Raw genomic sequence first — 25493 nt, forward strand, 5'->3', positions numbered from 1 at the left:
AGATTACTTTTGCGCAACTTTCAGGGACTTTTCAGTGTGGCGATGGCCGGGGTTCTGGCTTGCTCGCTTGCGGGATGCGGCGGCGGTTCGACCCCGACCGCTCCCACACCTCCGCCTGTCACTCCACCGCCGGTCGCTCCGCCTCCGGTCACCCCACCTCCTGTGACTCCACCTCCACCGCCAGTAGTCACCAATCCCGGCGTGAGTTTTTCAGGAAAAGCGATGGCGGGTTCTCAACCGATTGTAGGAGCGGCCATCCAACTCTACGCGGCTGGAGCCACCGGGAGCGGCTCGGCTTCGACGGCGATGCTTACGAGTCCACTCACCACCGATGCCGCGGGAGCGTTCACTGTGCCCGCGGGTTACGCATGTCCTCTTGCCGCATCGGAGATCTATGTTCTCGTTCGCGGTGGGCAGGTCGGGGGCGCTGCCGCGAATCCGGCCATTACCCTCGGAAGCGCACCTGGCGCCTGCAACCAGATAGTTGCCGGATCCAAGTTCACAGTCAACGAGGTGACGACTGCGGCTACTGCGTGGGGACTTGCTCAGTTCTTTGGCACGGGGGAAATCTTGGAGCGAGTTCGACCAACGCCCAGGGACTGGCCAATGCTGTAGCCACGGTTGCGAATCTCGCGAACCTTACAACCGGAGCTTCGCTGGGGGCGACCTTTCCGACGACAGGTGTCTCTCCGGCTGCGAAGATCAACGCAGTTGCTGATCTGCTAAACAACTGTACCGCCACAGCCTCGGGGTGCGGCGCGCTCTTCTCTGCGACTACGCCGAATGGAGTAACGGCTCCGAACAATACGCTGGATGCGGTTCTGAACCTGGTTCGCAATCCAGGGAGTAACGTTGCCACACTATTTGCGCAGCTGCCCGCCAGCGGTGCACCCTTTACTCCGGTGCCGCCCGCCGCGCCGGCGGACTGGACGCTGTACATCAGCTACCATGGCGGGGGTATCGGCGATGGGGCGCCGACTGATAGTAAATCGCCGTCCGGACTGGGTGTGGACGCTGCCGGCAATGTTTGGGTTTCGACCTACTCGGGCATCGTGACTGAGTTTTCGACGACGGGCACTCCTCTGTTTCCGAGCGGCATCACTGGTGGTGGTTTGAGCCACTCGGATGCGCTCGCCGTGGACCCGCAGGGGGACATCTGGGTACCGGATGGAGCAAGCGCTGGGGTCAACGGCGGTTTTGGCAGCGTGACTGAGCTTGGTTCGAGCGGCCAGGTACTCTCAGGCGCTACGGGATACAGTGCAGGTGGTATCAGCTATCCGACGGCGATCGCGATTGATGAAAACGGGACCGTGTGGATACCCGACTATGGCAACTCGCGAGTCACCCTGCTCTCGAGCAGTGGTCAACCGCTCTCGGGTACAAACGGATATGAGTCGCTGCAGTTCAGCTTTCCGCTTGCGGTTGCACTCGATTCCAATCACTACGGGTGGGTGGCGAATTTTGGCAACGATACTGTCAGCAAAGTCTCCGCTGATGGGAGTCAGATTGCCAGTTTCCCGAGTGTCGGCGGCCCGGACGGCATTGCGGTCGATCAACGCGGCTATGTATGGGTTGCGAATCAGATAGGTAACAGCATTACTGAACTCGCGAATGATGGAACCGTGGTCTCGAGCGGCTATAGCGATAACAAGGCCAGCATCCTTGCTCCGCAAGGGATCGCGATCGACGGATCGGGTCATGTATGGGTCGCAAACCTGCATAGTCACACGATTACGGAGCTGGCAGGTTCGGCTGCAGCTTCGCCCGGAGCGATTTTGTCTCCGACTGCAGGCTATGCGTCCGACGCCGGATTCACGGAGGCCTATGCGGTCGTGGTTGATGCCAGCGGGAATCTCTGGGTCACGGACTTCAACAACGGCACACTTACTGAGATCGTTGGACTGGCGACGCCAGTGAAGACTCCTGTTCTGGGACCGCCTCAGACCCCTTAGCGCCGCAGTTTGATTGCGAAAAGTTGAGGCTATCGCTTGCGACGATACAAGCGATAGCCTCTTTTGCTTTGGTTCAAAGCTATGGTTTGATCGTCAGCATCACCACGCCATGGCTGGGTACGTCGGCGGAGTAGCCTCCGCTCTGTTTGCCAAGATCGTTCGCGTTCCACAGATTCCGTACCGAGGCAGAGAGGGTGTCGGGATAGCCGATGTCGGTCCATGCGACGGCTATCTTTGCAGCTGCGGGGCTGCGGTTGAGAAGCACGACGGCGCGGCCGCCATCCTGTAGCTGCTTCGACCAGATCTCGAGATCGCCGGTCTTCTTTACTCTGCGTGCCTGGTGTCCGAGAGGGTCTTGATCGATTGCAATAACTTCCTTATTCAGCAAAATCTCTTTGGTGTCGGGAGTCATGTTGGAGATGTCATTTCCCGCTAGCAGAGGCGCGGAGAACATCGCCCACATGCTGAAGTGCGCGCGGTACTCCTCCTTCGTCATGCCGCCGTTGCCGACCTCGAGCATATCGGGATCATTCCAATGGCCGGGGCCGGCGTAGGTCTCCAATCCATTCATCTGGTCAATGATCTGTGTCACGCCGTTGCCGCCCCAGTCTTTCTTGCAGTCCCAGCAGTCTTGAATGTCGCCGGTGGCACGCCACAGATTTCCGATCGATCCCGCCCACAGCCATGGTTTGGTCGATCCCCACTCGCAGATGCTGAAGACGATCGGACGCCCGGAGTCGGCTAGCGCGTTGCGCATGAGGGTGTAGGAGGACTCGCTGTTCTGTCCGGGGAGGGTGTTGCACCAGTCTTCTTTGAGATAGTCGACGCCCCAGTTCGCGTACTGTTTTGCGTCCTGGTACTCGTGCCCGATGCTACCGGGACGCTTGGCGCAGGTCATTGTGCCGACGTCGGTGTAGATGCCGAACTTCAAGCCCTTCGAGTGAACGTAGTCGGCCAGCGCTTCGATGCCCGAGGGGAAGCGCTCTGCGTCGGCGACGATATTGCCCGAGGTATCGCGGCCGGTCTGCCAGCAATCGTCGAGAATGACGAACTGATAGCCGGCATCCTTCATGCCGCTGCTCACCATAGTGTCCGCGGTCTCGCGTACGACTTTTTCATTGAGACCTTGGCAGCCAAACTTGTTCCAGCTGTTCCATCCCATCGGCGGGGTCTTTGCGAGGCCGTTGTCGAGAGCCCGTCCAAAGGCCGGTATCATGACGACCGCCAACATCACCAAACACATCTTCACAACGAAACGAGTTCGACCCATTTAAATGCACTCCTCTTCGGAACCTGCGCGATACCTTTTGCGAGCTCCACGAAATTCTAACCTTAGTATGGAAGCAATCGCGTGGGTCGGTGTCACGAGAGAATCAGGTGGGGGATAGCCGTTTTTCGTAGCAGAGAAAACGCAGTCCTGGCCTGAACTCGAGGGTGATCTCTCCGGCCAGCACGTAGCCAAGCTTCGGAAAGAGCCGCTGCGTCGCTTCGTTCTGGGTGTTGGTGTCGACGCGGAGGGCGGTGATGCCGCGTTCGACTGCGATCTCTTCAGCTTTTCGCATGAGCGCGCCAGCCGCTCCCTGGCCACGAAATGCGGGATCGACCGCAAGTCGGTGCACTACGATTGCGGGTTCAGTAATGTCCCAACCCACCTGGGTATAGTCAGGCTCTTGATCCATCGTGATTGCAGCGACGCCGGCGATGCTACCGTTCATTTCGGCGATCCAGAGCTGGTTCAGGTCGATGTCGCGCTGAAAGACAGCGTCGTTTGGGTAGGTCTCGTCCCACTGCAGATTTCCTGTCGCGCGCATCAGGGGAACGACCCGCCGGACGAGGCTCGTCAGCGCTGGCAGATCAAGTTGTGTTGCCAGCCGGATCTCCATCGTCTTTCCAGCTTAACAGGAGCGGCGAAATGGAGTTTTGATGTGGCGCTGGAGCGCAGGACAACTGAAGCTACATAATTCGAAAACGTTCGCGCATGAGGCGCTGGAAACGAGGACGCCAAATAAGGTCGTAGGCTAATTCCTTGCCGGGGAACATGGCTAAGGCAGCCTTTCTGCTGTCCGCGATCATCTGGGCTGCCTCGTCCACCGTCAGCGACCCGTCCTGTGCGATGACCTGCATCACCATGTTCATCATCATCTGCATTCTGCGGATCAGCTTCTGCTCTTCTGCCCGCTCTTCTGCACTGATCACGACAGCTTCAGCATTTGGCCCATTCAACTCCATCGAAACCTCCCGATCAAGTCAGCTACTCATGGATTAGACGCATCGACAAGCTCACGGATTTTTCCATCCCTTCCGAGCAGGAATGTGGTCAAGCCAAACTCATCCGTTCGATACAGCTTAGTCCGAGCCTCCGAGATTCGTTCGATCACTTCGTAGCGGGGGTGACCAAATGTATTCCCCTTGCCGACTGACACAACCGCGTCTTTTGGAGCGGCGGCATCGAGGAACTCCTGGGTCGTCGAGGTGCGGCTGCCGTGATGGCCGACCTTCAAGAGCGTGACGGGTGCGATTCTCTGATGTGCGAGCATCTCGCGTTCACTCGGGGCTTCGGCATCGCCTTCCAACAACACAGAAGCGTTGCCGTATTGCATCCGCATCACGAGCGAATCGTTGTTGATGGGCTCTCGAGGGTTGGCGTAACCGGCCTCGGGGGCGAGCATCGTTATCTGCGTTCCTCCCCAGGCAAGCTGGGTGCCCGCGTAAAAATGCCGCACAGTGACTCCAAGATCTTTTGCTTCGTCGAGCAGCGAGCGGTACGCATCCGAGTTGGGATCGATGCTGACCCATAGTTCGCGGGGGCGGAAGTTGCGAAGGATTGCGGGCATGCCGCCCATGTGGTCGCTGTGGGCGTGGCTCAAGGCGAGGACATCGAGCCGACGAAATCTGCGCGACCAGAGATACGGCGAGACGACCTCTTCGCCAACGTCGAAACGGTTTGTTGCCTCGGCGGCCTCGGTGACTCCGCCAACGGGGCCGCCGGCATCGATCAGCATCGTCGCCCCGTCCGGCGCCACGATGAAGATAGAATCGCCCTGACCGACATCGATCGCCGTAACCTCCATCATGCCTGGTGAGACGATCGAGTGCTCCGGCCACAGTACGATTAGGGCCACGAGTGGCAGCGTGACGACCGCAGCCCACGCCCAGTTACGGGATCGTCGCACGGCCCAGCAACAGAAGGCCCATGCAACGACTGCCAGGATAGCGATCCACCACGCTGGAGCGGGGACGCGCAGATCGGCTGCATGAAGGGCGCTGACGCGGCCGATTACTCCCCTGACTCCGTGGAGCAGTAAAGCCGTCATCGCTCCCGGCAGCAACGCGAACCATGGGCTGACGAGGGAGGCGCAAAAGGTAACGACCGCGGTTGGAGCGAGAATGGCCACGAGCGGCACGCTCAACATGTTGGTGGGGACGGCGAACATTGTTGCGCGATGGAAGTAGACTGCCATCGGTAAGACCATCACCATCTCAGCGACTACGCCAATCAGCGACAGCTCCAACGCCCAAAGGAACCAACGGATAGCCAACGGTAAGAGTCTTCTGGACCACTGGCCCAGCAGGTTCGCAATTGCCTCGCTACCCATTCGCAGCATCAGCCGAAACTGCGCTACCCGAGGGGGAGGCCAGCATCGACCCACTTATCCCACAGGTGATCCGCAGCTCTGGCGTAGGGGAGGAAACTGCGCTCCCCTAGCGGAATTGCGATGCCGCCGATCGCGACGATCGCGAGAAAGGTCATCTGAAAGCTGGCTTCGAACAAGGCGTTTGGAGACAACACTAGTACAGCCATCGCTGCCGCGCCCAAGGCATTGAGTACGTTGCGGTCGCGGGTCAGCAGACGAGCCAGGAGAAAGACAGTAGTCATAAAGAGAGCTCGCTGTACCGGAGCGCCAAAGCCGGTCAATAGCGCGTAGCCAAAGGTCAAAGCAATGGTGAACAGTGTCGCGAGCAGGTCGCTCAATTTGAGCCGGCGCGCCAGCCAAAAGACAAGGCCCGCAAGCAAGCCGACGTGCATTCCGGAGACGACAAAGAGATGAAATGAGCCTGTTCGTTCAAAGCCCACTCGCTGGGTCTTATTCAAACCGGCGCGGTCGCCAAACAACATCGCGTTGAGCATGCCGGCATCGTCCGGGCTGAGCCGAAGGATCTTTGGAAGTCCACGGTTCGCCTTCGAATGTACATAGCCAAGCACGCGCCCAGAGGCCCAGTTTTGTGCAGTGAAGATCTTGCACTGCCATTGTGCTGCGTAATCGGACTTGGCTGCCGCAAGTCCCGAGCTTGCCTGGTCGAGGACGGAGACCTTCGAGGCGCGCACGCTGGCATGAGCGCCGATCCCCTGCGCAAGGAGATAGTCGGCGTACTGCCAGGCACTAGGGTCGCGATAGTACTCTGCAACCTTCATGCGCATGGGAGCTTGCACCAGGTCGCCGCACCTCAGCGTTGGAAGAGGCTGACTGGCAGATACGGCGAGACCCGTCACGGAGGCGCTTTTTGCGAGCTTGTCGGGAACGACATTCATGCGCACGCCACCGTTGACGGGTGCCATCCATGCAACGTCCGGCGTCACCTCTTCGACCGCGTCGACTAGAACATCGACCGAAAGCGCGCCTATGGCGGCGGCCTCCTCGTTCTCCTCTTTCTCAGCCCACCAACCTGCTTCCTTATCCTGATCCGAGTTTTCCTGTTGGGGGCCAGCTCGCGAACCCGTACGACGCGTCCTCTGACCTGCCGGCTCAGGCCATCTGCATACGTTTTCAGAGCGTGTTGCGTTGGTGGTGCGGGCTGCACCTCTGCGCAGAAGAGGCCAAGCGCCATCCAGACGGCCGCCAGAGGCACAATTGCGATCCGCAGGGACCATCGCAGGCTTGCCAGCGTCAGGCCGCACAACAGAAACATGGCAAGGAACAGCATGACCGTTGGCGCGTCATTCCGTGCCATCACTTCGCCCACCGCGAACAAGCAGACCGCTGTCAGGAGGGGAGCGCGACGGAATGCGAGCGTGGGAACGCGTGCGACCGCATTCGGCCAGAGATCAGGGTTCGGCTCGCTCGTTCTTCCGGTCTTCAATGCTCTGCCTGCTGACCGCACTTACCAACCATTTCACCACAACGTAGGCACGTTTATCTGCTCAAAACCACGATCGTCTCCAGATGAAACGTCTGAGGAAACAGGTCCACCAGATGAAGTTCATCCAGCCTGTAGCCCACGTCTACCAGCAGCTTAAGGTCGCGAGCCAGAGTCACAGGATCGCAGGAGACGTAGACGATCTGGGGAGACAAAACTTTCGCCAGGAGCGAGCAAACCTCTGCCCCAACGCCCGCCCGTGGAGGGTCCATGACGATCAACTGAGGGCGTTCCCGTTGCACGACTGCCTTCCGCAGGAATTCCACTGTGGTGGATTCGACAGCGCGTCTGCCTGCTCCTTTGAAGGAGTTGATCAGATCAGCGCCGGCGGCCTCGACTGCCACGACTTGCTGAAATCCGTTCGTCAGTGCTCGAGAAAACAATCCCACTCCGGCATACAGATCCCACGCTAGTAACCCTTGGCGATTGGTTGCGACAATTCTAATAAGTTCATCGATGAGAAAGCGGTTGACCTGGAAGAAACCGCCGCGGCTCACCCAATAGTCTTCGTTTCCTACTTGATAACTCAGGCCCCGCGTTCCCCAATTTTCCAGGGGACGCGGCTTCTGTATTTGCCTTTGTGGGCCAGCGCGTTTGAGAAGAGCGCTGCCAGCCCCTACAAGCTCTGGCACGAACCGTCTCATACGCTCGCACAATGCGGCCAGCCCCGGTTGATCCTTCCGGACCAGCACGGTCATCTGCAACTTCTTTTCGTCGCCTGTTGTGAAGAACTCTATCTCTACGGCATTGCTAAGCCATCTTCGACTGGCAGGGTTCTCGGCCGCTACTTGCAAGAGGCTCTGGGCCGCGCGCCACAGCAACGGCGCGGTGATGGGACACTCTTGAATCGCAAGAAACTCATTGGTGCCGCGCCGGTTGTAGCCAGCTCTCAAGGTGGAGCCCACCTCTTCAAGCCGCAAACGCACACGGTTTCTGTACGCCCAGGGAGACGCGGTATGGCTCTGGATCACAGGCAGTGTCTTCAACCCAGCGTGTTCGAGTGTCTCCTGAAGGATGGATTCCTTCATCTTTAGTTGTGCGGGATACTGGGAGTGCTGGTACTGACATCCACCGCACTCTCCGAAGTGTATGCATGTTGGCTGGACACGGTCTTCCGAATCCTTCAACACCCGCAGTAACGAAGCTTCCTCAAAGTTCTTTCTTTTATGACGAATATCGACCTCGACCAGTTCGCCGGGCAGAACGAAAGGTACAGAGATAGATTCGCCATCGGTCTGATGAGCAAGGCCGGCTCCGCCATAGATCGCTCCTTCAATCTGTAACTTCATCCGTGGCTCATATAGAACAGGCTTAGTCGAGGTAGTTTTCGCGCTTCCAGCAATCGCTTCTGGAGAAACTGCTGCTGCACCTGTTTAATTTGAACGGCCTTCATCTTGCTTCGGTAGGGTGCGAGTTCGCGAGTAGCTTGTTCGCGCAGAGCCACCAACTCATCCTCCGGTGCTGCCGTCATTAGAGCTGCAAACATCTTCTCTTCGAGGACGCTAAGGGTTCGGTCGAGCTCTTCGAGAGAATGCGCCGGTTCAACCCGAAGGCCTACGGCCAGTGCTCGAAGTCTGCCTGCAACTTCTGCTGCTGTTGAATCGGCGGGGGGACAGCTTCGCCGACTCGATAGAGACAGCATTATCTTCCAGGTAACGTCCGACGCGCTCCGCTTCGAAGCCGGTCTCTGCCGCTTGGGCCGCAGCGATGGAAGGGGCACCGACAGAGGCTTCCATCGCCTGCTCGACGGCCTCCATCACGCTCTGTGCGCACCACGCCAGGCCGTTCACCTTGCGTGTTCTTGTTGTGCCGCGAAGAGCCTTCGCGTCATGCTTGTCGAAGGCGTCGTCGATTCCGTGTAACACCGCCTCTAGAGGGACGCCAGCCTCGCGCCATGTCTCGATCAGCGCCCAGTCCAGGGTCGACAGCATCAGGAGCGAGCCGCGACGCTGCTGAAACCGCTCCTCGATTTCAGTAAAGTAATTGAAGTAGTTCTGCATTCGCTCTTCTATAGCTTAAGCCAATGCGGACAAGTTGTGCCTAAACGTACTTTCCGGTTAGGTCACACGCTTTTTGTGTCGGTCGAAATTGCGCTCGTAGATCAGGCGCAAACCGGTAAGGGTCAGCATCTCGTCCACTGCCCCGATGTACTTCGATCCGCTGGCTATGAGCTTCGCGAGGCCGCCGGTGGCAACGGTTTTAGTCTCGGGTCCCATCTCGGCGATCATGCGTTCGAGGATGCCGTCGACGAGTCCGATGTAGCCGTAATAAAGGCCGATCTGGATGTTGTCGACAGTTCCTGTTCCGATGACCTTCGCGGGTTTTTTGATATCGATTCGCGGTAGCCGGGCGGCACGCGAGAATAATGCGTCAGCGGAGATGCCAAGTCCGGGTGCGATGGCGCCACCAAGGAACTCTCCTTTTTTGAGAGCACATCGAAGGTCGTTGCCGTACCCATATCCACTACGATGCAGGGTCCTCCGAAACGCTCGAAGGCCGCGATGCAGTTGACGATCCTGTCGGCACCGAGCTCCGCGGGGTTATCAGTCAAGACAGGGATACCAGTCTTCACTCCGGGTTCGACGAAGACTGGTCTCACATGAAAGTAGAGTTCGCAGACCTGACGCAGAGTCGAGTCTAGGGGAGGCACCACCGAAGAGATGGCGATGCCGTCGACGACACCGATCTCGAGTCCCTTCAAGCCGAAAAGATTGCGCAGGAGAATGCCGAACTCATCGCTGGTTTGCTTCGACGAGGGCGTTGTGATTCTCCAGTTCGCCACCAACTCTGGGCCCGTTGCCGGTGGCGCTGCTTCGTTTGCTAACCGGTAGAGCCCGAGAACCGTGTTGGTATTGCCCACATCCATTGCCAGTAGCATGGTTTGAGTCTCCCACCCTGTTCCGTCTAGAACGGACGAACTCCACCGGAGAGTACGGTATGCAGCTCTCCATCGTCTCCTGCGACACGCAAAAATCCTCGCGGGTCGAGGCCTGTCGTCACGCCAGTATAGCCGCCGGCCTCGTCAACTCGAACGCGTCTGCCTCGCACCCAGCTTGAGGCTCCCTCAAATCTCTCTAACAGCCGGGGGCGAGTGGAAGCTCCGCGTAGCTCGTCTTCGAGAAGATGAATCTCTTGATCGAAAGCGCTTAAGAGTTCGATCAGTACGCGTTCGCGTGGATACGGATCTCCGCTTTCGCGGCGTAGAGACGTGGCGAAGGGGTCAATTTCTTCTGGAAAGGTGCGGTGGTTTACGTTGATGCCGACGCCGATGACGGCGTACCGCAGCATCGTCGGGGCGTCCGCCTGGGAAGGGATGGCGGAGGTTTCGACGAGGATGCCGCCACATTTCTTTTCGTGGATCAGAAGATCGTTGGGCCAGCGAATGTCAGGTTGCAGGCCACTGACGGCAGCGATGGCCGCTCGTGCCGCGAGACCGGTTGCGAGGGACAGCCAGAGTGCGTCGATCAGAGCCATCCTCGGGCGCAGAAGCACGCTGAGGTAGAGGCCATCACCGGGTATGGAATGCCAGACGTGGCCGCCACGTCCTCGCCCGGCCGTTTGCTCATCCGCTATCCACACACTACCATGCGATGCGCCTGCTTGTGCGGCTTCAAGCGCCAGCAGATTTGTGGAACCGACCGTTGGAAGGTGCTGCAAATGGCCTGCGAAAGGAGTGCGGACGAGTGCAGCTTCAACAGAGGTTAGATCGAACGAATCGGCCACTCAGCCCTCAGTAGATGTCTGCTGTGATGCGCATGCTCAGGTCGACTGCCGCGGCTGAGTGTGTGAGCGCGCCGACAGAGACGAAGTCCACTCCGGCTAAGGCGTAGGCGCGCACCGTCTTTAGATTCATGTTGCCGGACGCCTCGATGGGAACGTTGGACCGGGTGGCTCGGATCTGCTTGATCGCTTTCTTTACCTGGGATGGCGTCATGTTGTCGAGCAGGATGGACTCCGCGCCACCGGTGATGGCTTGATCCAGTTCGGTCTGGCTACGGACTTCCACCTGTACGACCTGGCCAGACTTGCGGCCTTGGAGTGCACGTTCGAGCACTGTTGGGAGGCCCCCGCCGAGTGAGATGTGATTGTTCTTGATGAGTATTCCGTCCTGCAGGTCGAGACGGTGGTTTACACCGCCGCCGCAGCATACCGCGTACTTATCGAGAACGCGAAGGCCAGGTATGGTTTTGCGGGTGTCGAGGACTTTTGTCTTGGTGCCGGCGACTGCTTTTACGAACTCGTTGGTAAGCGTTGCGATGCCGCTCATTCGCTGCATGAGATTGAGGATGACGCGCTCGCAGGAGAGGATGGCTGCAGCGTTATGACGAATAACGGCAAGGGTTTGGCCCTTCTTCACGCTTACTCCGTCGAAGATCTCGGGGTGGCTGATGACCTCGAATCGGCCTACGGGAGCGGGGGACATCTTTGCGAAGATATCGAGAAATACTGGGATACAGCCTAATCCGGAGACGACGCAGGCCTGCTTGGCGATGATGGTGCCGGAGGCGCGGAGATTGGGGGGATGGTGAGAGCGGTGGTGACGTCGTTGGCGACTTTGTCTTCAGCCAGGGCAGCTTCAAGGATGGTGCGAATCCGTTTGCTCTTCCAGTCCATTCTCTAATCCTAAACCTCTTGTTTTCTTAGAAAAAAATCTGGGCGTGGTGGCGGGGAGTTTTCTGCCGTTTTTGGGCTGTTTTCGAGGGGTTTTGGGAAAAGTGGATGTTTTGGCGAGATCGTGGTGAATGGGTGGTGAAACGTGGTGTCTTTGGATGCGTGTTTTTGGGAGGCAGAGAATACGCCAACTTTTAGAGATTTTTCTGTGGAAAATCTTTGGTTGGGAGAGAAGAAGATTTGTGCGGGTGCTAAAGCCTACCTCTCAAGATCGAGATCTGCCTTGGGTTGCCCTGCGCGGGCGGCGCCACTTCGTGGGGTGTATACCGGCTTCGCCCTGCCTCCCGATGGTCGGCTGATATTTCATCGCGACCAACGGGAGCGCCAACCGAAGGGGTATACACGTCACGAAGTGACCGCACCGCGCGTAGCGGGCTGCCCGCAAGGTCATTCTTCACTTAGGCCGTGGCGTAGAGACGGCAGTGTTCAAGGTAGGCGGTTTCGTGGCTGGCGATGAGCTCGACGATGCTGGTCCACATCCAGTTTGGGGCGTTGAGGGTCTTTGACTGGTTTTTGGTCAGCTCTGCGGCCCAGCGCTTGCGGGTGGCGGTGTCCATCTGGCGGGCGTGGGCTTTGCCGACGATGCAGGCGAGGTAGCTTGCGGCGTTGACGGCCTCTTCGCGGGTGAGTCGGTCGATCTCGAGCTTGAGGTCCTGGGGCATGAGTTCGCGCAGTACGACGGGGCGGCCGAGGAACTTTGCGGCCAGCATTCGTTCGCCGAGGAAGGGCGAGAGGTTCGATGCGCCGGTGACGACTCGCTGGGCGAAGTCTTTGGGCATGTCGGCGTTCTTGGCTGCGGGTGCGGCGGCTCGTACTGCCTCCTTGATATCGACGAGGCAGTACTCTTTGTCCTTCTTGGAGCCTACGCCTAGCAGAACGGCGTAGCGAAGGCGGCCGAGGGAGCTGCAGCCTTTCATCCAGTAGGCGGCGTCGAGTACGCGGACCTTGGCGTCGTTGTCACGATGTTTGAGCGAGGTGATGAGCTTGCGTGCGTCTTCGGTTTCGAAGAGTTTTGTGATCTCCGCCTTCTCTTCGTCGGAGAGTGCCCAGAAGCGGTCGCCAAGGGGGATGGTCGGTTTGACGTCCTCGATGCGCTCCTGTGCCAGGTGCCGCCACTCGCGATTGACGGCCTGATGAAGCACGGTCTCGACGGGGCGCAGGTTTTCAGGGTCCTTCTTTATCTTCTTCGCGCGTTGCGGGATGAGGGCGCTGCGGTATCCCTGGACCATCTGCTCCATCATGAGAGCGGTGGTGACGCCGGGGAGGTCGGAGCCGCGGGCGGCGGTGGCGAGGGAGAGGCCGAGGCGGATGAGATCGTGTGCTGGATTGCCGATGACGGTCTGGTCGAGGTCGCGGATCTCGATCTCGACTTTGCCTTCGGAGTTTGCGACCGGGCCTAGGTTACCTAGGTGGCAGTCGCCGCAGATCCAAACGGGAGGACCCTGGGGGAGCTTGCGGGCGGAGTCTGCCTTGAGCCACTCGTAGAACTTGAGGGTGTTTCCACGAACATAGGCGTGGGCGGAGCGTGCCATCTTGAGGCGACGACGTTCTTCGAGGATGGCTTGGCGGTCGGCTGGGTTGATCTGAACTACTTTTTTCCGCATCTACCAGTATTATCAGAAAATTAACATTCGTAGTGTGTCTTGCGGCCGAGATATGCGTTGAGTGAAAGTTTTTCGATAGTTGGTCAGTTTGATGTGAACGTCTCAAATTGCCGAAAACCTGGGCGGTCTCAACCGGTCGGTGCAACACCATCTGATATGAATTCATTTTCTAAAGGTGGTGTTTATGGCACAAGGAAAACGGAACAGGCTTTCCACTGAGCAGCGGATCGACATGTGGCGCCGTTGGAAGTCGGGCGAGTCATTGCATGACATTGGGCGCGCCTTCGGTAAGGGGCATGGTTCTATTCGGTTCCTGTTGACGCAGCGCGGCGGGATCGTTCCTGCTGCTCGTCGGCGTTCACCGCGAACGCTGACGCTGGCCGAGCGGGAAGACATCTCACGTGGAATTGCATCCGGTTCGTCGATTCGGGAGATAGCCAGCGGGTTGCAACGGCCTGTGTCGACAGTGAGCCGGGAGGTGGTGCGTCATGGCGGGCGGCCACTCTATCGAGCCAGTGAAGCCGATCGTCAGGCCTGGGAGTCGGCTCTGCGACCCAAGGTGTGTCTTCTTGCGAACCATGAGACATTGCGGACGATCGTGGCCAGTAAACTGATCCTGGACTGGTCGCCGGAACAGATTTCGAAATGGCTGAAGGTCCACTATTCCAGCAACGAGAGCATGCGTGTGTCCCACGAAACCATCTACCGCAGCTTATTCATCCAGGCCCGCGGAGTGCTGAAAAAAGAGCTGGTTGAGCACCTCAGGTCCAAGCGGCTTATACGTCGCTCACGGCACTCGCGGGCTGCGGGACAGTATCGAGGTCAGATCGTCGATGCCATCTCTATTAGCGAAAGACCTGCCGAGGTTGAAGACCGCGCTATTCCCGGTCATTGGGAGGGCGATCTGCTCGCAGGCAGCAAAAACAGTCATATCGCAACCCTGGTGGAACGGCATTCGCGTTTCACCATGCTGGTCAAAGTGCCCAGCAAAGACACCGCGACGGTCGTCGCCGCGCTGAGCAAGCATGTGCTTAAACTCCCCGCGACCCTGCGGCGCTCCTTGACCTGGGACCGGGGGCACGAGATGGCAAAACACAAGAGCTTCACGGTAGACACCAATGTAAAGGTCTACTTCTGTGATCCGCAGAGCCCTTGGCAGCGCGGCACCAATGAAAATACCAACGGCCTACTAAGACAGTACTTCCCCAAGAAGACCGACTTGTCCGTCCACTCTCAAGCCGATCTCAACAAGGTAGCTCTGCGCCTCAATCAACGCCCGCGACAAACTTTGGGCTTTGAAACTCCGGCGAGTAAACTGCAAGCCAGTGTTGCATCGACCGGTTGAGCCCGCCTGACTTTGCAGGAACTACGAAGATCACTTCCGCCAAGCGAACTTCACATTATTGATTTCGAAGGTGATCCATGAATATACGAATGTCATGACGTAATTCGCAATCGCAGATCAGTGGAACCGGAAGAAGTTCAGTTGAAGACGCGATCATCTGCTTATGGTAGTCTTTGCATGTTTCTCAAACAACAAGTGATCCCGGATGTTTGCAGTCATGCAGGCTTCCGTATTCTGCACTGATTGCTATTTATTTACTAAATAACAAAGGTAGATCGGCAAACCGACCTATCTTGACCCCGGGGGCAATACTGCGGTGCTTTCAATTCATTCGTCTGTCTGTTCTATTCTTCCTTCCACCATTTCTTCTCGTATTTCCAACCGTGGATCCCAACTCGGTCAGATGACCACGCGCTGCGGTGTTCTGGTTGCGCTGACGTGCTGCATCGGGGCTGTCGCCGCGGCACAGACGGCCCACTTCACTGGTGTCCAAAGCATCGTTGGATCAAGCGGTCAATATCAACCCGGCGGGGTTGCGGTGGACGCGAGCGGAAATGTCTATATCAGTGATGAAGACCACAACGCGGTCTACAAGGAGACCCCGACGGCCAATGGACTCTATGTTCAAAGTACTGTTGCCAGCGGCCTTAACGCCGTAACTGGGCTTGCGGTCGATGGAAGCGGCAACGTCTATATTATCGAATACACACAAAACAGCTCGGTATTGAAAGAAACGCCGTCGAGCAGCGGATACACCCAAAGCACAGTAGCCAGTAATTTGGGTTTTCCATCGGGGGTAGCAGTAGACGGGAGCGGCAACGTCTATATTGCAGTTCCAGGCAATGGGGTGCTGCTGGAGACCCCGTCATCGGGCGGTTACACGCAGAGCGTTGTAGTCAGCGGTTCCATTTACCCTCGAGGCATCGCGGTTGATGGAAACAAGAACGTCTATTTTGTCGATGGAATCGCTTTGGCAGTACTGAAGGAGACGCCGTCGAACGGAAGTTTTATCCAGAGCAAACTCTTTGCTGTCTCCACCTACGCCAGCGAAGGACCATTGGCTATAGACTCCAGCGGTAACTTGTATTTTACAGAACCAATTTCACCCAATGGCCACGTGTTCAAAGAGACGCTATCGGGGGAAGCTACACCGTAAGCACGATCGGCAACGACCTGGATTATCCCTCTGCTGTTGCTGTGGATGGAAGCGGAAATGTTTATATCGCCGATTCCTTTAATGACCGTGTTCTGAAGGAGACGCCGTCGGGTGGAAACTTCGGTACGGTGAATGTTGGCAGCCCCAGCACGAAGATGTCGTGGATCTTCACTTTCGACACGGCTGGCACAATCGGCACGCCGGTAGTGTTAACCAAGGTGCAACTGGGCTGGACTTTGCCGATGCGGGCACGGGAAGCTGCACTACGAATGGAACATCATCCCAGTACAACATCGGCGACACATGCACAGTGGATGTTGTCTTTACACCGACGACGGCAGGAACTCGCAACGGTTCCGTGGAGCTTGTGAGTAACTCAGGAAGCGTAATTGCCTCGGGTTCCGTGCAGGGCTTGGGGCAGGCCAGTGGGGTAAGTCGCGACTTCGCAATCACCTCGCCCGGTAGCGGAACACCCTCGGTGACTTCTTCTGCCGGTGGACAGGCGGTCTATCCGTTCGTGATTTCACCGCTCGGTGGCACGGGAATGCCGGGAGCAGTCAGCCTTAGCGTGACCGGGTTGCCTACGGGAGCAACGGCGGTCTTCTCTCCATCTACAGTATCGGCCGGTGCTGCAACCACAAATGCGATTCTGCTGGTCACCTTGCCAACCCAATCGGCGGCGCACCCGCTCAGAAGTCCATTTGGCAGAGGCGCGTTGCCGGTGGCACTGGGTCTGCTCGTGCTCCCATTTGCAGGTAACTGGCGCAAAGCTGCGGGGCGCATGAACAGGATGAGCTGGATGATAGTACTTGGCTTATCCAGCGTGGCCATGATTGCAGGCTTGACGGGGTGCAGCAGCAGCGGTGGTTCAGGTTCGTCGGCGCAAACCTACACACTCACTATTGCCGCAACCTCCGGTTCTCTATCGCATTCGACTACAGCGACACTTATCGTGAAGTAGCCACTCCGCATCAAGCAAGTGCCCTCGGTTCGCTGTTCGGGACACTTGCGATTCGAACATTTGCATTCCTACCGTGACGTGCTCTTGCCCTAAAGCCCACGGGACGACAAGGGCCAATTCCCGATCTAGACGTAAGCCTCAGTTCACGAAAACGGGGTTACTGAGATGGTCCGCCGCTTGAACTTCACCGTAGGGTGGAAGATCTTGTAGGCAGGTTCAAGGAGGATCATCGATATGCAGATTCGTTCGGTAGGGATTGACCTTGGCAAGACGACCTTTCACCTGGTGGCGCTCGGCGATAACGGCAAGGTGCTGCTGAAGAAGAAGTTCACCCAGAAGCAGCTGATCACGTTCACGGCGAACCTGCAGAGCTCGCTGATCGGCTTGGAGGCATGTGCCGGAGCGCACTTTCTTGGTCGTGCTCTGCGTGAACAGGGCCATGACGTGAAGCTCATTCCGGCTCAGTTCGTGAGGCCATTTGTGAAGTCCAACAAGAACGACTTCCTGGATGCAGAAGCTATCGCGGAGGCTGTCGATCGACAGAACATGCGTTTCGTGCCGATCAAGACAGATGACCAGCTCGATCTGCAGGCGCTGCATCGTGTGCGCGACCGCTTGATCACACGACGAACGTCCGTGATCAACCAGTTGCGTGCCTTCCTGCTGGAGCGCGGCCTAGTGTTCGCGAAGAGCCCGGCCAAGCTGCGCGAGCGTATGCCTGAGATCCTTGAGAACGCCGAAGAAGATCTCACTCCGCGGATGCGTAACCTGCTCGCTCTGCTTTGGAACGAGTGGAAGGATCTTGAGCAGCAGGTGGTCGATCTGAACCATGAAGTGGAGCTGATCGCTTCCAGTGATGCGGCATGCCTACGGCTCAGGCAGATCCCAGGCATCGGCCCTTTGGTCGCAACAGCGATCGTGGCTTCGATCGGCAACGGCGCTGCGTTCCACAAGGGGCGAGAGTTCGCCGCCTGGATGGGACTGGTGCCGAAGCAGTACTCGACTGGCGGCAAAGCAAAGCTCTACGGCATCAGTAAGCGAGGCAATCGCTACTTACGCAAGATCCCTCATCCATGGAGCACGCGCCGTGGTCTTACGCTGCAAGCGAGAGCGGATTCCCATGGGAGCGTGGATGACGGCTCTTGAAACGAGAGCCCCACGCAACGTGCTCATCGTCGCGGCAGCCAACAAGCTCGCGCGGATCGCATGGGCGGTGCTATCGAGTGGCCAGGACTATCGGGCAGTTCAAGAGCCAGCTGCTGCGTAGGCAAGAGTAACCATCAAGATCAAGTTCTCCCACCGAGGTCTGCACCGGACAAGTAAGGATGAAAGAACAGTCAAAACGGCGCACCTGAAGCCTGTTTGCTCAAATGGCCCTTACACGGCCGAGGGGTTTCGAAGGACAGGTACGCGGCGTATCTCATCATGGCCAGGAGACACCTCTCCACACAACAGGTCGGATACATTGACGCAGACTTTCTTCATCCACCAACTTTTCCCTTGCAGTCAGACGGCGGACCATACATTGCGGCAACTTCGACTACCAGGGCACCCGATCAGTTTCGAGCTTGCCGGAAGGCGGACTTGCACTAAGACTTCCCGGGATGTCGGCTCAGTGGTGTGCGAAATCGATCACAATGGCCGCTAGCCAGACGACCGCTGCCAACAGCAAAAGCGGCCACCGCTCCAATGTCGGTGCGCGAGAATGATCGTCCAAGCGATATTGATCACCAAAAATATTGCGACAATCGGAAGAAGGCTGAGGAACCAGACAAATGGTTCGCCCGTCGTCGTGTTTATTCCCGCCGCCCGTTCCTCTGGAATTGCCCAGCTACCGCGCGACGCCGCGAACACGTAAAGAATCGCTCCAACTACACTCGCGACAAGAAATGCTATCGGTTGCGCGCCAACAGACATTCTCGTCGGCTGCATGGCTGATCTTGATGGACTCGACTCCTGCATAGGCACAGCCTACCAAACCCTTTTCCCGCAAAACGGGTTTTCGGCAGCTTCTGGGCCGGACTCGAAGCTGACACACCACCGGTTTTTCCGTATAGTTTTCGTCCCTCGATAACTAGCGCCAGCGGAAGATGCGGAGGGAGATGGCGAAGGGGATGATGAGCCAGGCCAGGAGGATGGCTACCGGGGCGAGGAGATGTTGCAGGGTCATGCCCTGGAGCATGTTTCCTCGCATGGCGTCGATGGCGGCGGTGAGAGGCAGGGCCCGGATCAGGGGTTGGACGACTGCGGGAAAGCGAGTGGAGGAGAAGAAGCATCCAGAGAAGATCCACATGGGAAACATCACGAGGTTCATGAGTCCGGAGACGGCTTCGATGGTTTTGGCGCGGGAGGCGGTGAGCAGGCCGATGGCGCAGAAGGCAAGGGAGGTGAGGACGCAGAGGAGGGAGAGCTGTGCGATCGATCCGCGGAAGGGCACTCCGAAGACGAGGCGGGAGAAGCCGAGGAAGGCGGCGACTTCGATGACGAGCATGACCAGACGCGAGAGGAGAAACGATGCGAGGAACTGCCAGCGAGGCATGGGCGAGGCGACGAGACGCTTGAGGAGTTTCTTTTGTCTCGCGTCTACGATGGCGAATCCCATGCCCCACATGGCCGATCCCATGAGGTTCATTCCGAGCAGGCCCGGGACTACGAAGTCGATGTAGCGTGAGCCGGTCTCGTGCACCAACTCCTCTTTGGCGGGGAGGGCGTCGTGTCGGCCGGCTGCGGTTTGAATGGCGCGGTCGGCGAGGAGTTTGGCGGTTCGCGCGTCCGGGTTGGTGGAGTCGTACTGGTAGACGGTCGTGTCGGGTCGTTGAACGGCGAGGAGCAGAATGCGTCCTGTGGCTAACGCCTGCGTGCCTGTGGCCTCGTCCATTGTGGTGGACGTGAGTAAGTTGTCGGTGTTGAGCGCCTGAGTTAGTTGCAGCGTGGTTGCGCCGACTTGAAGAACGTCTGGCGGGCGGTTGCGAAAGGCGATGCCGAGGCCGGCGGCGAGGAGGATGGGAAAGATGAAGATCCAGAAGATCGCCTCGGGCTCGCGCAGGAAGAGACGGAAGCGCATCATCGTGAGTTGATAGAGGCTGCTGAACTCCAGCTTATTCATCGCGCAGGTTCCTTCCGGTGAGGCCTACGAAGACATCTTCGAGTGTCGCGGAGTGGGTGCGAAACTCGCTGAGATGGAGCCCCTGCGAGGCGAGCACGGAGAAGATCTTCGGCACGGCGGTATGCAGCTCGCGTACGGAGATCTGATGGATGCCGGCAGTGAGGCGGTGAGAGGCTACTCCCTCAATCGCAGTCAGGAGAGCTGGGTCGACCTGACCAGCTCCGTGGTCGTGACTGATGGCGGCGAACTCTACGATGTGCTCTCCGCCGACGGAGGCGATGAGCTTCGGCGGGGTGTCGAGCGCGATGATGCGGCCGTGATCCATGATGGCGACGCGGTCGCAGAGGCGCTCGGCCTCGTCCATGTAGTGCGTGGTGAGGATGATGGTGCGGCCCTCCTGCTTGAGGCGGTCGAGGAGGTCCCAGAGGTTGCGCCTCGCCTGGGGGTCGAGTCCGGTGGTGGGTTCGTCGAGGAAGAGCAGCTCCGGATCGCCGACGAGGGCGCAGGCCATGGCGAGGCGTTGCTTCTGGCCGCCTGAGAGGGTGCCGACGCGGGCGGTGCGCTTTTCTTCGAGTTGCGCGGTTTTGATGGAGTCTTCGACGGTGATGCCGCGGCGGAAGAAGCTGCGGAAGAGGCGCAGAGTCTCTTCGACAGTCATCTTCTCGGAGAACTGGGTCTCTTGCAACTGCAGGCCGATGCGTTGACGAAGCTCGTCTGCGTTGGTGCGCCAGTTGAGGCCGAGGAGCTCGACGACGCCGCTGTCGGGCGCGGTGAGGCCTTCGCAGATCTCGATCGTAGTCGTCTTGCCCGCGCCGTTGGGGCCGAGCAGACCGAAACACTCGCCGGGTGTGACCTCGAGATCGAGGCGGTTGACGGCGACGACGTCAGCGAACGTTTTGCGGACTCCGCGCAATAGCAGCGATGGACTGTTGGCCTGCGGCTTCGCGGTCAGCATGGAGAGGTCGCCTTTGGCTTCGAGGGAGGCAGCTTGTCGACGAGGATCTGGACCAGCTGGTGTACGGAGTTCTGACCGACGTCCCGGAGAGCAGCATATTCGCTGATTTCGATGTGACGAATGCGGGAATCGTGAAGCAGTATGCCGATCAACTCTTTGCCTTCTTCGAGGCTGAGTCCCTCTTCGTGCGGGAAGTAGATGGCAGTCAGGTCGCTTCCGCGGAAGACGTCAATGTCCAGGTGCAAAAGGATTGCTGCGGAGGGTGGGATCGCTGCGAGGATCTGCTGCGCCGATTGTCGAATCCCGATGCGCCGCAGATCGGCCAGAGAGGTGGACTGAATGCCTGTTTGCGGCGACTGCGAAGGGGTGGTCCATCCCACGAAGGACACCTGCGAAGGTTTGAGCGGGGGACCGTTCCAGAACGCGGAGTCATGAGTGAGAAACCAGACCGCGCAGGTGGCGGCGCTCGAACTGCGGGAAGAGATGGGCGCGGCGTCGTCGCAATCTCCGTCGATGTAGAGGACGTGGATGTCGTTTGATGTGGCTTTGCTTAGGGCTTGTGCGGTTCCTACGACGACGCTGCAGTCGCAACCGATCAAGAGCGGAGTTTGTCCGGGTTGTTTGAGTATCTCGGTCAGATGCTCGCTCAGGAGATCCCAGACGATTCGCGGAGCTGGCCAGTTTCTGATGGGAGGAACGGAGTGATGGGGAAGATAGCTGGGTATCGGGAGATTGCCGGCGTCGATGGCGTTGCGACCGGCATCGTTGAGCCGCTTTACCAGGTCGGCGTCGCGGTAGGCCTGAGCGTCGTTCTCGTTTCCGGGATAGAGCGAACCCGCACGAAGGGGAACGCCGAGAATCACGTATGTCGGAGTTGCTGATTGTGCGGTAGGGGGCGGTTGGAGCGGGGAAGCTGGGGTAGGGACTGGTCGCGCATCGGCGTACGTGCTGTCCAGGGTGAGCGCAAGGGCTGCTGCGCCCGCGGTGGTCAGGAACTCTCGTCGCTTCATTCAGCACCTCGTCGCAGCAAAGCGTCCTGAAGACAAGTTTTACCTGATAAAAGCGGGAAGCGTTAGCTGTCTTTGCGATAGAGGAGTTCGCGCATCGCCTGGCGACGGGCGGCGTTGGCTTCGGTCTGGTTTTTGCGCTCGTCGGCGTCCATGCGTTGCCTGGTGACGGGGTCGGTTGACTCTTCGGCGCTGCACTCCGGACAACGATTGGCGAAGCCGGGCTTATCCGGCTTTAGCTCGAACTCTTCGGAGCAGATGGCGCAGACTTTGATCGGAAAAGGCATACCCTCCATGATAAATCGCTGGGGTTCTGGTGAAAAGACTGCCCCACTATGGCTTTATTGTGACAATGCCGCCGGGGAAGATTCGTTGGAGGAGGGTGCAGTTCTGGAAGGTATAAGGGAGTGAAAATTTCTTAGAAAATAGGCTTGACTCTTTGTCTATGTAAGTATTAGCTTACCGTAAGTGAATACTTACGGACAACAGCAGCTGGATGCACTTGGCGATGTGACGCGGAGACTGTTGTTGGAGAGGCTCCGCCGGGGTCCGCTGCCAGTGGGAGAGCTGGCGCGAGGTTTGACGGTGAGCAGGCCGGCGGTCTCGCAGCATCTGCGGGTTCTGAAGGAGGCGAAGCTGGTGCGCGATGAGGCGGCAGGAACGCGACGGTATTACAGTTTGGATCCGAAGGGATTTGCTGCGCTGCGATCGTATCTGGACAACTTCTGGGGCGAGGCCCTGGAAGCATTTCAAGCGAAGGTAGAGGAGAAATAATATGCCGGAGAGACAACTGAATACGCAGGACACGATGACGATGGAGGTAGAGGCTCAGGTGATCGAGCCTGTACGCAAGAGTATTCGCGTGCGAGCCGATGCAGCCCGCGCCTTCCGCGTCTTTACCGAGGAGATGGACAGCTGGTGGCCAAGGACGCACCATATCGGCAGCTCGCCCTTGAAGCGCGTTGTGATCGAAGGCAGGCCGATGGGCGCCATCTATAGCGAACAGGAGGACGGGACCAACTGTCCGTGGGGCTCGGTGCTGACGTGGGAGCCGCCTCACCTGTTTGTGATGGCGTGGCAGATAAAGCCGGACTGGCAGTTCGAACCGGATCTGAGCAGGTGCAGCGAGGTGGAGATAAGGTTTACCCCGGCCGATGACGGCACGACGCTGGTGGAACTGGAGCATCGCAATCTGCATCGCCACGGCGTGGGAGGCGCGAAGATGCGCGAACAGGTGAACGCCGAGGGCGGATGGGGAGCTCTGCTTGGGATGTTTGGAGCCAAGGCGGACGAGGCGTCGTGAGAGCGGTAGTGTGGTTCCGCGCTGCGGCTGTGCTGATGCTGCTGTTTGCAGTGGGTCATACGTACGGCTTTCTGGCCTTCCGTCCGGATACGGCGGAGGGCCGCGCCGTGTGGGAGGCGATGAACAGTGTGCGTTTATCTGCGGGTCGCGAGACGTTCAGCTATGGCGGGTTCTATACCGGCTTTGGGCTGTCTATCTCCGCGTTCGATGTTTTCAGCGCGTGGCTGGCCTGGACGCTGGGGTCGATGGCTGGCGCTGGTGAGATGAGAGCGCGCCCGATTGGATGGGCCATGTTCGTGCTGCAGTGCGTGGGTTTTGTGCTGTCTCTGCGGTACTTTTCGATTGTGCCTGCGGTGTTGTCGGCTGTGGCTGCTCTTTTGTTTCTGGTGGCGGCTGTGTCGGTGCGGCCAGCGAAGATCACGGCCGGGTGAATGCGGTTGAATGTGTGAAGGATGAGTGCTTCGGGGATACGCGAGGTTTATTCCTCTCAATCTGTGTCTAAATCCTAAGTTTTTAGTTGACAGGTCCGGACACGCGGCCTATTTTCCTAATTACTTAGGAGATAGGCGATGGGCCGAGGCAAGAAGGACACGTTGACGAAGCTGGAGCTGCAGATCATGCAGGCGATCTGGAGGCTGGGGGCAAGCAACGTAAGCGCGGTGCAGGAGAGCCTGAAGCAGCGGCTGGCTTACACCACGGTGCAGACGATGCTGAACATTCTTGAGAAGAAGGGCAAGCTGAAGCGCACTCTCGTGGGACGGTCGTTCGAGTACAGCGCGACGGTGAGTGAAGCAGCGGCGTCGGGCCATGCGGTGCGGGATCTGGTGGAGCGGATGTTCGGCGGGTCGAGCGAAGAGCTGGTCATGAGTCTGATCAAAACCAAACAGATCGATGCGAAGCAGATTGCACGGCTGAGCAAGATGTTGGAGAAGAAAGGAGGCGAGGGATGAGCGCACCTGGGGGATGGGTGTTGGGGTATCTGTTGAACTCGTTGTGGCAGGTGCCTGTTATCTTCGCAGCGGGGTGGATCGCGGCGCGAATGGCGCGACGGAGCGGACCAGATCTGGAGCATCGCGTGTGGGTGATCGCTCTCCTGTTGCAGGTGGTGTTGCCTGCATGCCGGTTTCGGCCAGGAGGCTTGATTCACGAGATCGTTGGGTTGATTCTGCGCCGATCGAGCGGGGCTGGCGGGGAGGTACGGGTTGCCGTTGGTGCCGGTGTGACGAGTGGCCTGAGCATGGCGTGGCTTTCGAATGAGGTGCTGGCTGTTGTGGCGGTGACCTACGGGTGCAGCGTGCTGTACTTTGCGGCAAGGCTGGGATGGAGGATGGTCAGGACCTGGCAGATGGAGCGGCAGGCGAAGGCGGTCATGCTGACTGGCGATGCGATGCAGCGTTGGGAGCGATGCGGGCGGGTTTTTGGTTGCGCGTCGGCGCGAGTGTCGGAGTCGGAGGTGATCGGCGGGCCGGTGACGGTCGGTGTTTGGAGCGATGTGATGCTGGTGCCGCCTGGATTCATCGACAGCATTGCAGAGGAAGATCTCGACGTGGTGATGACACATGAGTTTGCGCATATGCGGCGACGGGACTTTGTGAAGAACCTGACGTATGAGATGTTGTCGCTGCCGGTGGCTTATCATCCGGCGCTTTGGTTGACACGAGCGCGGGTTGCGGAGAGCCGTGAGATGGTTTGCGATGCGATGGCTGCTGGGGCTGTCGCAGGGAGTGAGAGATATGCACGATCGCTGCTGCGGCTGGCATCGCTGCTGGTGAAGGGCGCGCAGGACGAGACACTACACGCCATCGGAATCTTCGATGCCAACAGCTTTGAGAGGAGAGTTATGCGACTGAGCGAAAGACGTGCGGAGTTGCGAGGAGTGCGGAGGTTGTTGACAGCCTCGGCTTGTGGGTTCGTGGGGCTGGTGACATGCGCATCCGCGTTGGGATTGCGGATGGAGGTGTCGGCGCCTGCGCCTGCGGCAGTGGCACAGGACGCGAGTTCAGCGAGGGTGACGATACCCGCGCAAAAGATGGACGCTGTCTATAAAAGGCCTCCGGTGTACCCGGCGCAGGCGAAGGAGAAGAAGGATACGCTGAACGGGCCCGTCGTTCTTGACGTGATTGTGGACGAGGAGGGAGTGCCGAGCGACGTGCGGGTGAGGAAGGGGTTGCGATCTGATTACGATGAGAGTGCGCTCGCTGCGGTAAAGGAGTGGCGCTGGACTCCGTATCTCGTCAAGGGAAAGCATGTGACGGTGAATACGACTGTGACGGTTAACTATTTTCTTGTTAAATAGC

The 25493-nt window shown here is 58.6% G+C and carries 27 protein-coding genes and 2 pseudogenes; 12 read left to right on the forward strand and 17 right to left on the reverse strand.

Translation table 11 applies throughout. The features are described 5' to 3' along the window. The first annotated feature begins 9 nt into the window (after window positions 1-9). Complete coding sequence (locus RBB80_RS10345) at window positions 10-615, forward strand: hypothetical protein (RefSeq protein ID WP_433968100.1); 606 nt, start codon at window positions 10-12, stop codon at window positions 613-615. Next, window positions 534-1952 (forward strand): NHL repeat-containing protein, encoded by a 1419-nt coding sequence (locus RBB80_RS10350; RefSeq protein ID WP_433968101.1) that lies wholly within the window; start codon window positions 534-536, stop codon window positions 1950-1952. The genes RBB80_RS10345 and RBB80_RS10350 overlap by 82 nt, the downstream gene beginning before the upstream one ends. Before the next feature lie 79 nt (window positions 1953-2031). Here RBB80_RS10350 and RBB80_RS10355 read toward each other — a convergent pair whose 3' ends face one another. From RBB80_RS10355 to RBB80_RS10415, 13 genes and pseudogenes are all read right to left on the reverse strand, one after another. Further along, on the reverse strand, window positions 2032-3222 hold the full coding sequence (locus RBB80_RS10355; protein WP_433968102.1) for a glycoside hydrolase family 27 protein: 1191 nt from the start codon (window positions 3220-3222) through the stop codon (window positions 2032-2034). 103 nt (window positions 3223-3325) lie between these two features. After that, window positions 3326-3835 (reverse strand): GNAT family N-acetyltransferase, encoded by a 510-nt coding sequence (locus RBB80_RS10360; protein ID WP_433968103.1) that lies wholly within the window; start codon window positions 3833-3835, stop codon window positions 3326-3328. Window positions 3836-3905: 70 nt separating this feature from the next. Further along, the gene (locus RBB80_RS10365; protein WP_183791313.1) at window positions 3906-4181 is read right to left on the reverse strand and encodes a hypothetical protein; all 276 of its coding nucleotides are present in this window, start codon (window positions 4179-4181) and stop codon (window positions 3906-3908) included. Window positions 4182-4207: 26 nt separating this feature from the next. Further along, window positions 4208-5548: a ComEC/Rec2 family competence protein gene (locus RBB80_RS10370; protein ID WP_433968104.1), complete on the reverse strand. Its 1341-nt coding sequence runs from the start codon at window positions 5546-5548 to the stop codon at window positions 4208-4210. 23 nt (window positions 5549-5571) lie between these two features. Next, window positions 5572-6849 carry a ComEC/Rec2 family competence protein gene (locus RBB80_RS10375; protein WP_433968105.1) on the reverse strand — a complete coding sequence of 426 codons (1278 nt, stop codon included), beginning with the start codon at window positions 6847-6849 and terminating at the stop codon, window positions 5572-5574. 235 nt (window positions 6850-7084) lie between these two features. Further along, window positions 7085-8377 (reverse strand): 23S rRNA (uracil(1939)-C(5))-methyltransferase RlmD, encoded by a 1293-nt coding sequence (rlmD, locus tag RBB80_RS10380; protein WP_433968106.1) that lies wholly within the window; start codon window positions 8375-8377, stop codon window positions 7085-7087. Further along, the gene (locus tag RBB80_RS10385; protein ID WP_433968107.1) at window positions 8374-8574 is read right to left on the reverse strand and encodes a hypothetical protein; all 201 of its coding nucleotides are present in this window, start codon (window positions 8572-8574) and stop codon (window positions 8374-8376) included. The genes rlmD and RBB80_RS10385 overlap by 4 nt, the downstream gene beginning before the upstream one ends. A 55-nt stretch (window positions 8575-8629) precedes the next feature. Next, window positions 8630-9088: a hypothetical protein gene (locus RBB80_RS10390; RefSeq protein WP_433968108.1), complete on the reverse strand. Its 459-nt coding sequence runs from the start codon at window positions 9086-9088 to the stop codon at window positions 8630-8632. 57 nt (window positions 9089-9145) lie between these two features. Next, window positions 9146-9966, reverse strand: a pseudogene (locus RBB80_RS10395) (type III pantothenate kinase). 26 nt (window positions 9967-9992) lie between these two features. Next, entirely contained in the window at window positions 9993-10811 is an 819-nt protein-coding gene (locus RBB80_RS10400) for a biotin--[acetyl-CoA-carboxylase] ligase (protein WP_433968109.1), read from the reverse strand. A 7-nt stretch (window positions 10812-10818) separates the two neighbouring features. Beyond that, the gene (gene nadC, locus RBB80_RS10405) at window positions 10819-11583 is read right to left on the reverse strand and encodes a carboxylating nicotinate-nucleotide diphosphorylase (RefSeq protein ID WP_433969611.1); all 765 of its coding nucleotides are present in this window, start codon (window positions 11581-11583) and stop codon (window positions 10819-10821) included. Continuing rightward, window positions 11547-11702 carry a hypothetical protein gene (locus RBB80_RS10410; RefSeq protein ID WP_433968110.1) on the reverse strand — a complete coding sequence of 52 codons (156 nt, stop codon included), beginning with the start codon at window positions 11700-11702 and terminating at the stop codon, window positions 11547-11549. The genes nadC and RBB80_RS10410 overlap by 37 nt, the downstream gene beginning before the upstream one ends. Window positions 11703-12157: 455 nt before the next feature. Further along, a complete protein-coding gene (locus tag RBB80_RS10415) occupies window positions 12158-13363 on the reverse strand; it encodes a DUF2252 family protein (RefSeq protein WP_433968111.1) in 1206 nt (401 codons plus the stop codon). 184 nt (window positions 13364-13547) lie between these two features. Between RBB80_RS10415 and RBB80_RS10420 the strand changes: the two genes are divergently transcribed. The 5 genes and pseudogenes from RBB80_RS10420 to RBB80_RS10440 all read left to right on the forward strand — a co-directional run bounded on the left by RBB80_RS10420 (window position 13548) and on the right by RBB80_RS10440 (window position 18092). Continuing rightward, the gene (locus RBB80_RS10420) at window positions 13548-14708 is read left to right on the forward strand and encodes an IS30 family transposase (protein ID WP_433968112.1); all 1161 of its coding nucleotides are present in this window, start codon (window positions 13548-13550) and stop codon (window positions 14706-14708) included. Window positions 14709-15111: 403 nt separating this feature from the next. After that, the gene (locus RBB80_RS10425; protein WP_433968113.1) at window positions 15112-15864 is read left to right on the forward strand and encodes a hypothetical protein; all 753 of its coding nucleotides are present in this window, start codon (window positions 15112-15114) and stop codon (window positions 15862-15864) included. Between the two features lie 160 nt (window positions 15865-16024). Continuing rightward, window positions 16025-16825 carry a hypothetical protein gene (locus RBB80_RS10430; protein WP_433968114.1) on the forward strand — a complete coding sequence of 267 codons (801 nt, stop codon included), beginning with the start codon at window positions 16025-16027 and terminating at the stop codon, window positions 16823-16825. Between the two features lie 234 nt (window positions 16826-17059). After that, a pseudogene (locus RBB80_RS10435) lies at window positions 17060-17913 on the forward strand (IS110 family transposase); the annotation flags it as partial. A gap of 44 nt (window positions 17914-17957) precedes the next feature. Continuing rightward, window positions 17958-18092, forward strand: a complete 135-nt coding sequence (locus tag RBB80_RS10440) for a hypothetical protein (protein ID WP_433970152.1) — start codon at window positions 17958-17960, stop codon at window positions 18090-18092. Between the two features lie 807 nt (window positions 18093-18899). Here the strand turns inward: RBB80_RS10440 and RBB80_RS10445 are convergent. From RBB80_RS10445 to RBB80_RS10460, 4 genes are all read right to left on the reverse strand, one after another. Continuing rightward, entirely contained in the window at window positions 18900-19931 is a 1032-nt protein-coding gene (locus RBB80_RS10445; RefSeq protein WP_433968115.1) for an ABC transporter permease, read from the reverse strand. Next, on the reverse strand, window positions 19924-20886 hold the full coding sequence (locus RBB80_RS10450) for an ABC transporter ATP-binding protein (RefSeq protein WP_433968116.1): 963 nt from the start codon (window positions 20884-20886) through the stop codon (window positions 19924-19926). Before RBB80_RS10450 ends, RBB80_RS10445 begins: the two co-directional genes overlap by 8 nt. Beyond that, window positions 20880-21896, reverse strand: coding sequence for an arginase family protein (locus RBB80_RS10455; protein ID WP_433968117.1), 1017 nt, complete (start codon window positions 21894-21896; stop codon window positions 20880-20882). Before RBB80_RS10455 ends, RBB80_RS10450 begins: the two co-directional genes overlap by 7 nt. A gap of 62 nt (window positions 21897-21958) precedes the next feature. Beyond that, window positions 21959-22180, reverse strand: coding sequence for a hypothetical protein (locus tag RBB80_RS10460; protein ID WP_433968118.1), 222 nt, complete (start codon window positions 22178-22180; stop codon window positions 21959-21961). A 181-nt stretch (window positions 22181-22361) separates the two neighbouring features. Here RBB80_RS10460 and RBB80_RS10465 point away from each other — a divergent pair, with 181 nt between their 5' ends. The 5 genes from RBB80_RS10465 to RBB80_RS10485 all read left to right on the forward strand — a co-directional run bounded on the left by RBB80_RS10465 (window position 22362) and on the right by RBB80_RS10485 (window position 25492). Further along, on the forward strand, window positions 22362-22667 hold the full coding sequence (locus RBB80_RS10465) for an ArsR/SmtB family transcription factor (protein ID WP_433968119.1): 306 nt from the start codon (window positions 22362-22364) through the stop codon (window positions 22665-22667). A 1-nt stretch (window position 22668) separates the two neighbouring features. Next, a complete protein-coding gene (locus RBB80_RS10470) occupies window positions 22669-23196 on the forward strand; it encodes an SRPBCC family protein (RefSeq protein WP_433968120.1) in 528 nt (175 codons plus the stop codon). Then, window positions 23193-23627, forward strand: coding sequence for an LIC_13387 family protein (locus RBB80_RS10475; RefSeq protein ID WP_433968121.1), 435 nt, complete (start codon window positions 23193-23195; stop codon window positions 23625-23627). Before RBB80_RS10470 ends, RBB80_RS10475 begins: the two co-directional genes overlap by 4 nt. Window positions 23628-23765: 138 nt before the next feature. Then, window positions 23766-24146, forward strand: coding sequence for a BlaI/MecI/CopY family transcriptional regulator (locus tag RBB80_RS10480; protein ID WP_433968122.1), 381 nt, complete (start codon window positions 23766-23768; stop codon window positions 24144-24146). Continuing rightward, window positions 24143-25492: a TonB family protein gene (locus RBB80_RS10485; protein ID WP_433968123.1), complete on the forward strand. Its 1350-nt coding sequence runs from the start codon at window positions 24143-24145 to the stop codon at window positions 25490-25492. The genes RBB80_RS10480 and RBB80_RS10485 overlap by 4 nt, the downstream gene beginning before the upstream one ends. Window position 25493 lies beyond the last annotated feature (1 nt).

This window comes from Tunturiibacter gelidiferens, from assembly GCF_051013345.1.
In the GTDB taxonomy this organism is placed as follows: Bacteria; Acidobacteriota; Terriglobia; order Terriglobales; family Acidobacteriaceae; genus Edaphobacter; species Edaphobacter gelidiferens_A.

Excerpts from the sequence above, each read along its gene's own strand:
- RBB80_RS10355 (WP_433968102.1), bottom strand. The coding sequence starts at position 3,222 with ATGGGTCGAACTCGTTTCGTTGTGAAGATGTGTTTGGTGATGTTGGCG.
- RBB80_RS10360 (WP_433968103.1), bottom strand. The coding sequence starts at position 3,835 with ATGGAGATCCGGCTGGCAACACAACTTGATCTGCCAGCGCTGACGAGC.
- RBB80_RS10365 (WP_183791313.1), bottom strand. The coding sequence starts at position 4,181 with ATGGAGTTGAATGGGCCAAATGCTGAAGCTGTCGTGATCAGTGCAGAA.
- RBB80_RS10370 (WP_433968104.1), bottom strand. The coding sequence starts at position 5,548 with ATGGGTAGCGAGGCAATTGCGAACCTGCTGGGCCAGTGGTCCAGAAGA.
- rlmD (WP_433968106.1), bottom strand. The coding sequence starts at position 8,377 with ATGAAGTTACAGATTGAAGGAGCGATCTATGGCGGAGCCGGCCTTGCT.
- RBB80_RS10385 (WP_433968107.1), bottom strand. The coding sequence starts at position 8,574 with ATGTTTGCAGCTCTAATGACGGCAGCACCGGAGGATGAGTTGGTGGCT.
- RBB80_RS10390 (WP_433968108.1), bottom strand. The coding sequence starts at position 9,088 with ATGCAGAACTACTTCAATTACTTTACTGAAATCGAGGAGCGGTTTCAG.
- RBB80_RS10410 (WP_433968110.1), bottom strand. The coding sequence starts at position 11,702 with ATGGACTGGAAGAGCAAACGGATTCGCACCATCCTTGAAGCTGCCCTG.
- RBB80_RS10415 (WP_433968111.1), bottom strand. The coding sequence starts at position 13,363 with ATGCGGAAAAAAGTAGTTCAGATCAACCCAGCCGACCGCCAAGCCATC.
- RBB80_RS10420 (WP_433968112.1), top strand. The coding sequence starts at position 13,548 with ATGGCACAAGGAAAACGGAACAGGCTTTCCACTGAGCAGCGGATCGAC.
- RBB80_RS10425 (WP_433968113.1), top strand. The coding sequence starts at position 15,112 with ATGACCACGCGCTGCGGTGTTCTGGTTGCGCTGACGTGCTGCATCGGG.
- RBB80_RS10440 (WP_433970152.1), top strand. The coding sequence starts at position 17,958 with ATGACGGCTCTTGAAACGAGAGCCCCACGCAACGTGCTCATCGTCGCG.
- RBB80_RS10445 (WP_433968115.1), bottom strand. The coding sequence starts at position 19,931 with ATGAATAAGCTGGAGTTCAGCAGCCTCTATCAACTCACGATGATGCGC.
- RBB80_RS10450 (WP_433968116.1), bottom strand. The coding sequence starts at position 20,886 with ATGCTGACCGCGAAGCCGCAGGCCAACAGTCCATCGCTGCTATTGCGC.
- RBB80_RS10455 (WP_433968117.1), bottom strand. The coding sequence starts at position 21,896 with ATGAAGCGACGAGAGTTCCTGACCACCGCGGGCGCAGCAGCCCTTGCG.
- RBB80_RS10460 (WP_433968118.1), bottom strand. The coding sequence starts at position 22,180 with ATGCCTTTTCCGATCAAAGTCTGCGCCATCTGCTCCGAAGAGTTCGAG.
- RBB80_RS10470 (WP_433968120.1), top strand. The coding sequence starts at position 22,669 with ATGCCGGAGAGACAACTGAATACGCAGGACACGATGACGATGGAGGTA.
- RBB80_RS10480 (WP_433968122.1), top strand. The coding sequence starts at position 23,766 with ATGGGCCGAGGCAAGAAGGACACGTTGACGAAGCTGGAGCTGCAGATC.
- RBB80_RS10485 (WP_433968123.1), top strand. The coding sequence starts at position 24,143 with ATGAGCGCACCTGGGGGATGGGTGTTGGGGTATCTGTTGAACTCGTTG.